Here is a 13,441-nt window from a genome sequence, read left to right on the forward strand (position 1 = left end):
TCGCCCCTCATTGCAATGGAATCATGGATTTGAGCAGTGCCGTACCGCGCACGACGACCTGCATGCCTGCCGCAAGCGGCGCAGTGTCTGGCGAGACGGCACGCACGGCGCTTGACGCCTCTGATTCGTCTTGCCCCAGCAGTTGCACTGGAACGGCGCGGACGCGCAGGTCGCCTTGCTTGTCTTGCGATGTCGGTTCCGCAACGTAGAGCACGTGGCCGCTGCCCGCTGGCAGCAGTGCGGACGTTGGCACGCTCAAGGTGCCCTGCGATGCTGGCAGCAACAGCGCGACACTGATCTGCTGCCCGGCCGCATAGCGGTCTGCCCCTGCCTGATCGGCATCGACGCGGGCACGTACCCGCAGGCTCTGGCTACTGAGGTCAGTGTCGCCACCAACAGCCGTCACGCGAGCGGTCGTGCCATCGGGAAGACGTACTTCCAAGCCGGGGTGGAGATCCGAGCGCCAGCGCAGCGGAACCGCGACGCTGACATCCAGCGGGCCAGGCTGAGCCACTATGAAGGCGATGTCGAGCGGCGCGACCGCCTGCCCGAGGCTCAGGTGACGACGCATCACCCGCCCGGACAAAGGCGCCAGCAATTCATACTCGCCGGCCTGCCCGCCGCTAACGGGTCGAAGCCGCGCAAGAGCGCCATTGGCCTCTTGCAACGTACTTTGCGCAGCCGCCGCGCGCGCCTGGGTTTGCTCGTTGCGCGTGGCTGGGATGATGCCCTCGGCCAAGAGCGCGGCATCGCGCCGGGCCTGCGCCGCGGCTACCGCCGCTTCGGTGCGAGCACGCGCCAGATCAGCCTGTAACGTCAGAACGTCCTTGCTCTGGATGCGCGCCAGCGCCTGTCCTTGGCGCACTGAGGCGCCTTCATCGACCAGAACGCGCGTCACCACACCGCCATAGGGCGCCACGACCTGCGCGCTGGCCGAGAGTGGTGCCACCGTCTGCGCGGGTAAGCCATCCAGCGGTATCACTGCGGCATCCTTGACGAGTGCGGTTTCCACACCCTGCGCGCGAAGCTGAGCGGCGTTGAGGTGAACGCCGCCAGCGTTCGGTTGGGCGACAGCCTCGCTCGCGTCTCTATCGGCCACGGTTGTCTGCTGCGTTGTCCAAGCCCACCAGCCGTACCCTACGGCAGCCAGAACTGCCACACTGACGGCGGACAGGGCCAAGGTCTTGGTTCGGCTGGCGGTGCCCGCCGCTTTCAAGGTCGGGAAGCTCATGCTTGTGCCGCCCCAAACGACGTAGAGCAGAGTAGAAAGCACACAGCGCGGATTGAAAATCCGTCGCATATGAAGCGGTGCGCGAGGTTAATGAGGCGAAACATGCTGTCGATCTCTTACTTAAAGATCGACTCATCTTCCTCGGTGAAGCTTTGAGAAAGCTTTGGAGAAAACGAAATTTGCTCAGTACGATGTATTTCGGCGAAACGCCTGCTTTGAGCAGCAAGCAATCGATAAACTGACTTTTCAGTAACTTGCTCTGATATGCCAGCGGTGCGCCTTTGCTACCTCAAACATCGGAGCTATACACCATGAATGTCAGGAATTCCGAATACCGTTTCAGTCCTTTGGTCATAGGACTGCATTGGCTGACTGTGCTTCTCATCATCGCGGTCTATGCGAGCATGGAGCTGCGCGGACTGGCACCCAAGGGCGCCTTGAGAGACGCCATGAAGTCCTTGCACTACCTGCTGGGCCTCAGCGTTCTGGTGATCGTCGTGATCCGTATCGGGGTGCGCATCCAGGCGGGCGTGAAGCCCGCGATCCAACCACCCATGCCACGCTGGCAGGCCACGCTCGCCGATGTCATGCACTATGCGCTCTACAGCTTCATGCTCGCCATGCCGCTGCTCGGATGGCTCACCTTGAGTGCGGCGGGCAAGCCGATTGTTCTGTTTGGCTTGCCCATTCCCTCTCTGATCGGCACCGACGTTGCTTTGTCGCGCCAACTCAAGGATGTCCATGAGGCGCTGGCGACATTGGGCTATGTCTTGATCGGATTGCATGCGATGGCGGCGCTGTTGCACCACTACGTCATGCGTGACAACACACTGGTTCGCATGCTTCCCGGTCGACGCCCCTGACCTACTGGCCTCAGGCTGCTTCATATGAATTCGAATCTCCAATGACCAAATTTCACCACCGCGCCCACCCTGAAAGTCACCGCACTGAACATATCGGATGGCTGCGCGCCGCTGTTCTGGGTGCCAATGACGGCATCATTTCCACGGCCAGCCTGGTTGCAGGCGTGGCTGCTGCCCATGCAAGCCATGCCAGCATCATGACCACGGCCATCGCGGGGTTGGTAGCCGGTGCCATGTCCATGGCTGCAGGCGAGTTCGTGTCGGTCTATTCACAAGCTGATACGGAGAAGGCGGATCTGGCGCGGGAACGTGATGAACTGAAGAACAGTCCGGAAGCCGAACATCGCGAACTCACGGCCATCTATGTTCGGCGCGGCCTGGATCATCGACTCGCGGATCAGGTCGCCACGCAATTGATGGCGCATGATGCGTTGGGCGCGCACGCGCGCGATGAATTGGGCATTTCTGAAACCTTGAGCGCTCGCCCGCTGCAAGCCGCTATGGCGTCCGCTGGAAGCTTCGCCGTGGGTGCGGCCATGCCGCTGGCCGTGGTTCTGTTGGCGCCGGAACAGAGCCTGCTCTATTGGATCGTCGCGACGGCGATTGTCTTCCTGGCCCTGCTCGGCGCTGCGGCTGCTGCCGTGGGTGGTACGCCGCTCTTCAAAAGTGCGCTGCGCGTCGCGTTCTGGGGCACATTTGCCATGGCGGTGACAGCGGGCGTGGGAGCCATGTTCGGCACTGCGGTGTAGATCTTCGTCAATCTCAGAGCAGCGGTGGCCAAGGGCCAAGCCGTGCGGACAGCCGACCGTTGTCCAGTGAGAACGCCAGCGGCAGGTCTATGGCATGCGCGAGCGCCAGAGCCAGTGCAAGTCCCAGCCCGGCGTGGTGCGCCGTGCCACCTTCGGAATCCTTGCGCCAGAAGCGAAGTCCGAATTGATCCAGATCGGATGCCTGCAAATTGGGAGCTGTGTTGACGATGGTCAACATCCAGCCGGAAGCCGCGCGCTCCAGCCTACATTGAATGTCGTCGCCTTCGGGCGCGTATTCAATGGCATTGCGCAAGAGGTTGGAGACGATGCGTTCGATCACGCCCTGATCGCTTTGCACCCATGCCGATTCAGGCAAAGTCACACGGATAGGTGACTTGGGTGCCATTTGCTGGACGTTGAATCCCGCCAGCAACTCTTGCAGCAAAGCTGTTAGATCCAGAGGATCAAGCGCAAGTGTGTGTTGGCCGGATTCAAGCCGCGCCAACAACAGCAGAGTGTCCACACTGCGCTGCATGCGTGAACTGGCCTGGATCGTTGCATTCAGGGCGCGCTGGATTCGGGTCGGGTCGGCATCGATCAAAGCGCTTTCTGCGCTGATGCGGATTTCTGCCAAGGGCGTGCGCAACTCGTGGGCCACGTCGCGGGAGAAGCGGCGCTCGCGGGCAATGGCCGCATACAGGTGATGCAAGCCCTGATTGAAGGCTTCGGCAAACGGCCGCAGTTCGCGTGGAAAGTCCGCTCCGATCCGCGCAATCGGCCGATCCGAACGCAGGTCGGCCAGTTGCACGCCGACGCGCTCCAGCATGACCACGATGCGCCGAACCATGAGCAGCGCCAGGCCTGTGGCCAGGAGCGTCGCCAGTGCGATACCGCCCAGGAGCGTGAAGTGGATGCGCCGCTCGGTTTGATCCCAATCCCGACGTTCTGTTGCCACAACCAGCAATCGAGATTCCTCACCTCTTACCGGCACGCGCGTCGCCAGCGCGCGGCCCGCGTGGCCGTCCGGGAGTATCACGTCGTAGTAGCGTGGGGTGCCTTGCTCCACCGGTCCAAGCGCCAGCTCGGCCCCAGCACTGCTGGGCGAACGCAGCAAGGCCCGGTGGGTCTGCGGATCGAAGATCGTGAAGAACTCGGTATGCCCGCCAGGCTCGTATTCCGGCATGAGGCTTTCGAGCTTTCTCGCATCCAACTCCTGCAGCACGCGCCCCACCGCCGCTGATCGTTGCATCAGGGTGGTATCCATCCGTCGGTAGATTTCGTGGTCGATCCAGTGGTCGAGGACGGGAAACAGGATCGCGAAGGTTCCTCCAATGCAGATCACGAGGCTGGCAGCCAGCCGCCGCTGCAAGGACCAGGATCTGCCTTGACTCGTATCAGAGAGGGCTTCGGAATCGGGACGTACCATCGTTCAGGGCAGTATGTAGCCGAAGCCACGTCGTGTCACGATCAGTTCATCCAGGCCGCACTGGGCGAGCTTGGTTCGCAAGGTGCTGACAATCACCTCCACCACCTTGTCCGATGCATCGCTGCGGCTGTCGTACAAATGTTCAAAAATCTGCGGGCGCGACAGCGTGGCGCCGCGCCGACGCAGCAGCAAGTCGAGTAGTCCATATTCCTTCGGCGTGAGCCCAAGATCAATGCCCTTGAACCTCGCGGTGCGCGAGCGCGGATCGACTTCCAGATCGCCGTGGCGCAGAACTGGAACGTCCCGTTGCGGCGGACGCCGCACCAGCGCCCGCAGGCGAGCCAGCAGTTCGGCCAGCTCGAAGGGTTTTGTCAGGTAGTCATCGGCACCCGCATCCAAGGCCCGCACCCGGTCGTCGAGCAACTCGCGCGCGGAGAGCACCAACACCGGTGCGGCATGGGCCTCCCGGCTCAATGCGCGCAACACGCCAAAGCCGTCCAGCCGGGGCAGCATCAAGTCCAGAATAATGGCGTCGTACCGGTAGCTGGCAAGAAACTTCAGCGCGGACACGCCATCGGCTGCTGTATCGCAGGCATAGCCTTCCGACTGAAGGCTCTGGCTCAGGGCTTCGGCCAGCGTTTGCGAGTCTTCCACGATCAATACGCGCATATGCTTTCTTCCATTCAGCGCATCTCGAAAAGCTCCTGGTGGAACGCCTCCGGCTCCAGCCCCTGGGCCAGCAGGTCGGCGCGCAACGCGCGGCCGAAGGCCGTGGGGCCGCAGAACCAGACGCTGGCGTCTTTCCAACCCGGCACCATGGCACGCAGGCGCTCACCTGTCAGGCGACCGTCCTTTTTGTCGATGAACAGGTGTAGCGCAACGCCGGCCGCCTGGCTGTCGGCGCGCAGTTTCTCGATGGCCTTCGGATCAACGTCGCTCGTCGGATGAAACAAATCGATGGGACGTGCGTCCTGGCCCTCGTGCTGCGCCAGGAACTTCATGCGCGCGATGAACGGCGTGATGCCGATGCCAGCACCGATCCAGATCTGGCGGGCACGCCCGTCGTCGAAAGTGAAGCAGCCGTAAGGCCCCTCGACCGTTACCCGGTCGCCGACCCGTAGGCGCTCAGGCAGCCGGCGGGTGTGGTCGCCCAGCGCCTTGGTGATGAAGGTAATGCGCCGGTCTTCCGGCACCCAGGCTGAGGCCAGCGTGTAGGGGTGCGGGCCTTCTTTCGGGTTGGACATAGCGAAGGCAAACTGCCCGGGCCGGTGGCCGGGCCAACCCGGATCCATCCGCAGGGTGGTTTCCAGCACATTCAGCGCCGGGTAGGCTTGCAGCGACTCGATAACGCCGCGCGCGGTGCGCTGCGCGCCGATCCGGCCCAGCAGCACCCACACCGCCGATACCGTGCCGCTCGCCAGCAGCATAGCCAAAGCCCAGCCCACGGGCTGCGCCCAGTAGGTGAACTGCACCAGCACCAAGGTGTGGAAGGCCAGCACCAGGTAGATCGCTGCCATCCAGTGGTGCGTCTTGGCGAACAGCCGGTATGGAAAGCGCTTGAGCAACGCCAGTACCAGTAGCACCGCGACGGCGTAGAAGGCCCATTCGCCCAAGTCTTCGGCCAGCCCGCGCCAGCCGCGCAACGCCGATTCAATGGAGCCCATTGAATCAGCCTCTGCGCGGGGCTTGCGCGCCGGGCGCGTCAGCCAGCCCCAGCCCACGGCCCACTTGGTGCCCTGCGCCCACAGCCAGTGCACTGTTGCGGCGGCCAGAGCGGCTATGCCGAGCCACTTGTGCAGGCGGTACATCTTGTCCAGTCCGTTCAAGCGGGGCTCCAGCCACGCAGGGCGCGTGGCCAGCACCATCGCCACGGACATCGTGCCGATGGCCAGTACGCCGCTGTATTGAATCCATACCGTCCGCAGGGCGAAGTAGTTGGACTGTGCAGGCCACAGCGTATCGGCAAAAAACCATAGAGCGCTCAATGCCAGCGCAAAAACCCAGAACGTCCAAATTATTCTCTTCATCGTGGATTTGCCCCAAATTCTGCGGAAGGCGCATGCGGTACTGGTCGGAAACCATCAATCCAGATAAGCGATAGCGTGCCTTTGAATGTGACCATGTATCCGCAATTACAGAAAATTTTAATTCTGACATCCCAACCTTTGGAAACGCTTTGGATTGATCAATCATCAATGAATAGGATCTAATTTTTTCCGCCGGCTTGTGGCATTACCTTGACTCAAGAAATGGTTGGCCCCAGATGCCGCCCAATCTCCCATGACACCCCGCCGCCGCGCACCGTCGCGGCCAGTTGCTTCCCCAGCCGCTGCTCGATCACCGGCTTCCACGGCACCAGCGAAAACCCCATGCCGTCGTCGAGCATCGCATAACGCCCACTGGCAAGCATGATGCTTCGCCGGTAGATGCCGGCCACGCGTTGCCCGTCGGCCACCGGGCGATGCTCTAGGCCGGTTTCGCCGGCAATGTCCTTCGCGGCCTGCGCTAGTTCCCGGTTGCGCAGCGTGCCCAGCAGGTTGCGCGCCAGGATCACACGCTGCCCGCGCCGCACGGCTAGCCCCTGTTCGGCCAGGAAGTCGGCGCGCTGCTGCATCGCCTGCTTGGCCTCGCCACCAAAGCCCAGGTCGCCCAAGCCCGAGCCGCCGTCGATCAACTGCTGGTCGAGCCAGGTGGCCCCGATCACGCGCGCCTGCCGCTCGATGGGCAGGTGCGATTTCAGCTCCACGGCCACGCCGCCCAGCCGTTGCGCGTCGTAGCGGCGGCCTTGCTCTGGCAGGTCGCCCGGCACCTTCCATAGCCCTTCGGCCACGCGCTCCACGATGCCAGCCCGGCGCAGGGCTTCCAGCCTGCGCACATGGGTGGCCACGACCTCCTGCGGGTCACGGCCCGGTGCGGCCTGCCCCTGCGCCACGGCCAGGTGATGATCGGTGCGGTACAGGCCATCGCTCGCCAGCGCGGCGATGTTCCTGTCGGCCGCGCGCACGTCGGTCGATCCCTTCACCTCCACCACGGCCCCGGTCGGGTAGTTCGCCAGCTCGTCGCGGGCGTTCAGGGCGACGTAGTGGGCCTTGCCGTCCACGCCGTCGATGACCAGATAGCCCCGGTCGCGCAGTTCGTCGGCCAGCCCCTTCGCGGCCACGCGCCCGAGGATGGTTCTGCCATTGTCTCCAGGCTCGAATACCGCCAGTTCGCGCGGCTTCCCACTCATTGCCCGCTGCATGGTGCGGATGATGTCGCCACGCTCGCCCAGGGCGCGCAGGGTCTTCTCCGCATCGGCATGGACGGCCCAGGCGCCCGGCTGCGTCTCGTCGGCCAAGCCCAGGCGCTGCAAGCGTTGCAGGCGGCCAATCAGCAGCAGGCGCTGGCGTTGCAAGTTCGGCTCGTTGAAGCGTTCGATCTGCACGCGGCCATCCTCGCCGGCCTCGCGCTTCAAGGTGCGATCCAGGCTCGTCCACCGCTCTTGCCCCACCTCGCGCTGCAAGGTCTGCTGGATCTCCAGCTCGGTGCGCGGCCCCAGCCACTCGGTCGCCAGATCGGCGGCCCGGTGGCGGAAGCCGTCGGCGATGTAATCGCCCGCGATGATGAGGTCTTTGCCGGTGTCATCGCGCCCGCGCACGATCAGGTGGGTATGGGGGTTGTCGGTGTTCCAATGGTTTACGGCCACCCAGTCGAGGCCCGTGCCCAGGTCGGCCTCCATGCGGCCCATGAGGTGCCGCGTGTAGGTGCGCAGGTCTTCCAGTTCCGCGCCATCTTCGGGCGAGAGGATGAAGCGGAAATGGTGCCTGTCGTCGGCGCAGCGTTCCTTGAAGGCGTCGAGGTCGGCGGTATCGGTCTGCGGCCCGTAGGCTTGGCCCGGCTCGCCGTCGCGGCCCACGCCATCGCGCTCGATGTAGCGCAGGTGCTTGGCGAGCGACTGCGGGCTGGCCCGCTGGTGATTCACCAGCAAGGTCTTGATGGTCACGCGCCGGGACATGGGCGTCAGCCTCGCCCCGGCGAATCGAGCTGCCGTGTGGCCGCGCCCCAGGCGCGAGCCGGGACGCTGGCCGGTGCCATGAGCCGACGCCGGACGGCGCACCGTGGACTTGCCGCCGCTGGCCTTGCCTGCCTGCTGGAGCACCTTGGATACGAAGCCCTGGCCCCGGTTCTTCGGTGCGCTGGGGCGGATGCGGAAATCATCGTCGCGGCGGTTGGTCATGCCTGCGCTCCCTGCAAACTCTGGCGTGTCCGGGCGTGCGAAGCACGCGGACATGCCTGCATTGGCGCGGGCTTCGCGCCACAAGCAGCACGGCGGCAAAGCCGCTGCGTGCCTCGCCCCCCCACGTGCAGACTGGCTTTGCGGGCCGACAGGTGCCGCCCCCTTTTGTCTTGCCTTCCGCCTTTGCCCCTCGCTGTCGCTCGGAGCAGCGGCGGCCCGGCGGCGCTGCTGCGCGAGCAGCCAGCGCGCCGGCGAACGCGGACACGGCCGCAGGCCGGGCGCGTTCGAGGCAAGACGCCTGCACGTTGGACGGCTGCGCCGAAGGCAGCGCGAAGTGCGGTGCCCAATGCGCAGGATTGGCACCCGCACTGCACGCGCGACGACACGGCGACGACCAGCAGGACGACACGCCCGATGGCACGATGAGATGCACGGCAACGTGCAGCGAATCGACGGCCATCATGGGCGGGATTCCAGCCAGACCGGATGCGCGACGCCGATCACGGCGGATGCGCTGACCGGCCCGAAATACCGGCTGTCGAACGACGCCGGATTGGTGACACTGAGCAGGAACAGCTCGCCAGGCCGAAGGCGGCGGCACTGCTGCCAGGATGGCAGCGGGCGGCCCCAGCGGTCGGCAGGCAGCACGGCGGCCGAAGGCACGCCGTTGATGCGGACGCTGCCGTCAGCGATGCACACCTCTTGCGGCGCCACCGCACCTACGCGCTTGAGCAGCGAGATGCGCGTTGGTAGGTAGCCGCGCTGCGCAGCGAGCGCGGCAGCCTCGGCGGGCAGCGGCACCAGCACGATGCTGCCCACGGACAACGGACGTGGCGGCGAGCTGGCGCGAGGGTCGAGCGGATCGACGCGATACCAGCCGACCGCCACGCTGTCGGACGGGTTGTAGGTCAGGCGCGGCAGTGGATGCACGAAGGACGCCCAGGCCAGCGCAGCGAGGCCGCAGGCGGACAGGCCCGCCAACACGAGGCGAGCGCGCAAACGTGCGCGGTGCGAGCGAGGATGCGGCGTGGTGCCGGAAGTGGAAACGGCGGTCATGGCAGTGCCCTCCCGGCGAGCCAAGCGGAGTGCCGCTCGGCGGTGTATTCGGGCAGCGGCAGGCGCGCAGCGAGCCGGTTGGCGAGCGTGCGCCAGTACGCGGGCGAAGCGGCAGCGGGCGTGATGCCCAGCGCCTCGATGGCGTCGATGCGTTCCAGCACGGCGCGCACCTGGTTCTCGCCCTCGGCGTGCAGCACCAGGCGCGCGCCCGGCTGCACGCCGGGGATGCGCTGCGCTGCATCGAGCGGCGTGCACGCCTGCATGACCATGAGCTGCCAGCGCACGGTGCCGTAGTCGTTGGCCTGCCAGCGAATGCGGCAGAACACGGCGTTGGGCATGAACACGGCGAGACTGCGCCAGCGATCGAGCCGCAGCGTGCGCGCCGGTTCGCCAAAGCGCAGATAGAGCTTGAAACGGTGCTCCAGGAAGGCCAGCGAAACGCGCGTCAGCGGCGTTGAGATAGGCCGCGCCGCACGTGCTGGGAGTGATGGCGACGTTGCAGCCGTGGCCGCGTCAGCGGCAGGCAAAGCGGATGCGATCATGGTGTGTTCTCCCTGCGGTGTTCTGGAAACTCCCGCTCCAGCAGCGCGCGCAGCAAGTCGGCCACTGTCACGCCTTGCGTGAAGGCCGATACCTTGATGCGCGCCCGCATCGCGGGCGTGATGTCGAGGGTCAGGCGGGCCGTGTAGAGGTCGCCCTTACCCAGCGCATCGGCATCGCCTTGGCGAATCCACGCCTCGGCGTGCGGATTCGCAGGCGGACGCGCGCCGATGCAGACATGCTTGGCCGTGCGTTTGCTGCTGGGTGGCGGCTTCGCAGTCATGTCGGCCACCGCAGAAGTTCGTCCACCAGCGCGGTGATTTCTCGCGCGGCGGTACTGTCGGGCGCCGTCTCGCGGGCAAGCCGACCAGCGGCCACGCTGTCGGCGAACACGATGCGCTGATGCACTTCCGAGCGCAGCGCAGGAAGCGGCTGGTCGGCGAGCGCCTGGCGCGCTTCGCGTCCGATCACGGTGGTGCTCACGCGCCGGTTGATGACGAAGGCCGCGCGTAGCGCAGGCCGGAACACCTGCGCTTCGCGGATCAGCGCCACCATCTCGGCGCTGGCCCACAGGTCGTAGGGGCTGGGCTGCACGGGGATCAGCACGCGCTCGGCCGCCAGCAGCGCGGAGCGCGCCAGCGCCGCGATGCGTGGCGGGCCGTCGATGACGACGTGATCGGCGCGACGGGCCAGTTCTGGCGCTTCCTGGTGCAGCGTTTCGCGTGCGAGGCCCACGGTGCTGAACAGCCGTGGCAAGCCTTGCTGGCTTCTGCGCTGTGTCCAGTCCAGCGATGAACCCTGCGGGTCGGCGTCCAGCAGAACGACGTGCTGGTCGCGCATCGCCAGCTCACCGGCGATGTGGGTGGCGAGCGTGGTCTTGCCCACGCCGCCTTTCTGGTTGAGCAGCGCGACGATCATGGCCTGGCCCTCCGTGTTGGAAAGCCCGGCTGTTGCTGCTGTGCGTGGTGCCGCTCAGCGGTTTTCCACCGGCGCGCGGCGCTTCTACTACCAGTTAGAGGTTTTAAGTTAGGGAAGTTAGAAGGGCCGCAAACCCGCGCCGTTATTGGGTTTGCGGGCGATTCGTACTCCTGATAGCACGAGAGTCGTACTCCCGATAGCACGATACCCCGTACTCCTGATAGCACGAGTCTGTCCACAGGCAACGCACCGTTTATCCCCGTGCCATGAACGGCACGGGCCGAAAGGTCAGCAGCTCGGCGCCGTTGTCCGGCATTCGCTCGATGCCCAGGACGTAGCCGGGCATCGACTGCCGCGCGACCAGCGCGCGCAGGTCGTAGGCGAAATCCGAGAAGCGCGTGGCGCTGCCCGATTTCCGATACAGGTGCCGGAAATCGAATTGCCAGCCGCCCGGCTGGCGCCCGCCGTGTTTGCGCACCAGCCGGTACAGCCAGCGCTCGATCCCGCCCGTGAGCCGGAAATACGCTGGGTCGATGGACAGCACCAGTGCGGCATCCATGACGCCCGCGTAAAACCAGTCCGGCAGGATCAGCTCCAGCCCCAAGGGCGTGCCCTTGGCATCGGCTAGTTCCTTCCACTCGTTGATCCACGAGAAGCGGTGCAGCCGTCTTCCCGTGGTCTCCCGGATGGACGTGGCCACCGTGGTGGATTGGAGGCGATCCAAGGCCGCCTTGAGGCGTTGGTAGTCGCGCAGCGACGTACCGCGCCCGATGAAGCGCAGGATCTCGTAGGGCGTGGCCTGCATCAGCCGCGACGGGCGCAAGCCCGCGTCGCGTGCTTCCACGATCTGCGAAGCTGCCCAAATGAGCACGTCCGCATCCCAAATGGTGGCGATGCCGTGCTCCTGCGTGCCCTCCACGCGGATCGTGATGCCGCTGGCGCGGAAGTCGATCGGCGCCACGCGCCGCGACTTCGCTAGCGAGAAGAACGGAAAGGCCATCAAGTCCTGGCTGTCGCGCGGCGCCATGTCGCCCGGCAAGGCGCGGAACAGGTCGAGCTGTTCGCGCTCTGGCACGGGCCGCTGCCGGGACGGCAGCGCAGGGCTGGACATGGCGAAGGCCATCCGCGCGCAAGCGATCAGCGCGCACGGCTGTCCGCCGAATGCTGCTCGGCGTATTCGGGATCGGATGTGCTCTCGAAACTGCGCTCTGAAGCCCAGGCATCGAGGTCGGCCACGGCGTACATGACGCGGCGGCCGAATTTGCGGAACTTGGGGCCACCACCCAGCACGCGCTGTTTCTCCAGCGTTCGCGGCGACAGGCGCAGGTAGTCGGCGGCTTCGTCGTTGGTGAGGTAACGCTGCGGCTGCGCAGCGGTGGTCGAGGCAGTGGCGGAAGCGGCGGCAGGCCGCAAGGGAGCGGGACGCATGGTGTGTACCTCCATAGCTTTCAAAGCTCCGGCCACACAGCGCAACCGGATGGAGGCAGTCTCAGAAAACGAGGCCCTTCTGCTCAGGGTCGTTTTGCATCCTCATCAAAACGACCCTTCTCAAGCGGCGCAAGCTGTGCTAAGCGGTGATAGCCGCCGCGCATCAGCGCATCGCCGCGCCGCGCCAGGCGGCGCACCTTGGAGCGCAAGCCGCCATCGCTGTACCAACCGGCTGCGGCGTCCACGCCGAACAAGCCTTCGGCCACGTCGCGCAAGGATGCGCCCGCCAGGGTCGCGTCGAGCGCCTGCAAGGTGTGCAGCTCCAGCAGCGCGGAAGGTGCTGGTCTGGGTGTGGTAGCGGCGAAGGTCGCGCCGCGTGCATGAGCGCGCACAGGCACGGCAGTGCCGCTCCGCTGGGCATAGGCCACGGCCATGCCATCTTCGAGGCCAGCCGCGAGCGCGAAGCGCAGGCACTGGCCGGGGCTGCACGCGATCAGCGCCAGTCCCTTGCCATCGTGGAGAAGTTGCTTGTGGCCGGGGATACGCCAGAACGTGAAGGGCTCGGCATCCACAGGCGGATCGGCATCGGGGTAGAGCTGCACCACATCAGCTTGGCGGGGCTGCCATGCCGGATGCGCGTCGCGCGCATCCAGCGCCGGGTCTTCCAGCACGCGCAAGCCCCAGCGATGCGCCGCATCGGGGCGGCGTGCACGGCGCAGCCAGTCGAGCCGGTATTCGGGGTGCCTGCGCAGGTACTCCCAAGCCAGCGCAAGCGCATCCAGCCAGAGGACATAGAGGTAAGCCGCAGTGGGATACCAGTGCGCGACATGATGAGGATTGACCATGACCAAAGCTCCCGTCGAACAGCAGGAACGTCGCCACGGCGTCAAACATGCGGGAGCATTAAATCAAGGTGAAAATCCGGTTAAGCTGTAACGGTTGGTGTCAAGACTGGTTGGCTCCGGCATATTGCGTAATCCGTCCGAATGCGACGGCCGCATGGCACCAAAAACG

Annotated in this window: 14 protein-coding genes; 2 read left to right on the forward strand and 12 right to left on the reverse strand. The window is 65.4% G+C overall.

Features of this window, described 5'->3' with window-relative positions; genetic code table 11:
- Nucleotides 1–7 precede the first annotated feature (7 nt).
- Nucleotides 8–1,231, reverse strand: a complete 1,224-nt coding sequence (locus F0P97_RS09155; protein WP_182287151.1) for an efflux RND transporter periplasmic adaptor subunit — start codon at nt 1,229–1,231, stop codon at nt 8–10.
- Between the two features lie 311 nt (nt 1,232–1,542).
- On the opposite strand from F0P97_RS09155, the gene F0P97_RS09160 reads away from it, so the two are divergent.
- Both F0P97_RS09160 and F0P97_RS09165 read left to right on the forward strand, forming a co-directional pair.
- Nucleotides 1,543–2,094, forward strand: coding sequence for a cytochrome b (locus F0P97_RS09160; protein WP_021028153.1), 552 nt, complete (start codon nt 1,543–1,545; stop codon nt 2,092–2,094).
- A gap of 41 nt (nt 2,095–2,135) precedes the next feature.
- Complete coding sequence (locus F0P97_RS09165) at nt 2,136–2,843, forward strand: VIT1/CCC1 transporter family protein (protein WP_021028154.1); 708 nt, start codon at nt 2,136–2,138, stop codon at nt 2,841–2,843.
- Between the two features lie 13 nt (nt 2,844–2,856).
- Here the strand turns inward: F0P97_RS09165 and F0P97_RS09170 are convergent, their stop codons facing one another.
- The 11 genes from F0P97_RS09170 to F0P97_RS09220 form a co-directional block, all read right to left on the reverse strand.
- Entirely contained in the window at nt 2,857–4,212 is a 1,356-nt protein-coding gene (locus tag F0P97_RS09170; RefSeq protein ID WP_232538171.1) for a sensor histidine kinase, read from the reverse strand.
- Nucleotides 4,213–4,272: 60 nt separating this feature from the next.
- A complete protein-coding gene (locus tag F0P97_RS09175) occupies nt 4,273–4,938 on the reverse strand; it encodes a response regulator transcription factor (RefSeq protein WP_012204578.1) in 666 nt (221 codons plus the stop codon).
- Nucleotides 4,939–4,952: 14 nt separating this feature from the next.
- Nucleotides 4,953–6,296 (reverse strand): ferric reductase-like transmembrane domain-containing protein, encoded by a 1,344-nt coding sequence (locus F0P97_RS09180; RefSeq protein WP_063598493.1) that lies wholly within the window; start codon nt 6,294–6,296, stop codon nt 4,953–4,955.
- 215 nt (nt 6,297–6,511) lie between these two features.
- Nucleotides 6,512–8,485 (reverse strand): relaxase/mobilization nuclease domain-containing protein, encoded by a 1,974-nt coding sequence (locus F0P97_RS09185; RefSeq protein ID WP_182286479.1) that lies wholly within the window; start codon nt 8,483–8,485, stop codon nt 6,512–6,514.
- Nucleotides 8,486–8,944: 459 nt separating this feature from the next.
- Nucleotides 8,945–9,541, reverse strand: coding sequence for a S26 family signal peptidase (locus F0P97_RS09190; RefSeq protein ID WP_041014141.1), 597 nt, complete (start codon nt 9,539–9,541; stop codon nt 8,945–8,947).
- Nucleotides 9,538–10,083, reverse strand: a complete 546-nt coding sequence (locus F0P97_RS09195) for a DUF2840 domain-containing protein (protein WP_150584771.1) — start codon at nt 10,081–10,083, stop codon at nt 9,538–9,540. Before F0P97_RS09195 ends, F0P97_RS09190 begins: the two co-directional genes overlap by 4 nt.
- Nucleotides 10,080–10,364: a chromosome partitioning protein ParB gene (locus F0P97_RS09200; RefSeq protein WP_087080931.1), complete on the reverse strand. Its 285-nt coding sequence runs from the start codon at nt 10,362–10,364 to the stop codon at nt 10,080–10,082. The genes F0P97_RS09195 and F0P97_RS09200 overlap by 4 nt, the downstream gene beginning before the upstream one ends.
- The gene (gene parA / locus F0P97_RS09205) at nt 10,361–10,999 is read right to left on the reverse strand and encodes a ParA family partition ATPase (protein WP_087080929.1); all 639 of its coding nucleotides are present in this window, start codon (nt 10,997–10,999) and stop codon (nt 10,361–10,363) included. Before parA ends, F0P97_RS09200 begins: the two co-directional genes overlap by 4 nt.
- 253 nt (nt 11,000–11,252) lie before the next feature.
- Nucleotides 11,253–12,110: a replication initiator protein A gene (locus F0P97_RS09210; RefSeq protein ID WP_087084470.1), complete on the reverse strand. Its 858-nt coding sequence runs from the start codon at nt 12,108–12,110 to the stop codon at nt 11,253–11,255.
- A 26-nt stretch (nt 12,111–12,136) separates the two neighbouring features.
- On the reverse strand, nt 12,137–12,427 hold the full coding sequence (locus tag F0P97_RS09215; RefSeq protein ID WP_087084471.1) for a helix-turn-helix transcriptional regulator: 291 nt from the start codon (nt 12,425–12,427) through the stop codon (nt 12,137–12,139).
- 83 nt (nt 12,428–12,510) lie between these two features.
- Entirely contained in the window at nt 12,511–13,272 is a 762-nt protein-coding gene (locus F0P97_RS09220) for a DUF2285 domain-containing protein (RefSeq protein ID WP_087080925.1), read from the reverse strand.
- Between the last annotated feature and the right edge of the window lie 169 nt (nt 13,273–13,441).

It is taken from the genome of Comamonas testosteroni (genome assembly GCF_014076415.1).
GTDB lineage: Bacteria > Pseudomonadota > Gammaproteobacteria > Burkholderiales > Burkholderiaceae_C > Comamonas > Comamonas testosteroni_F.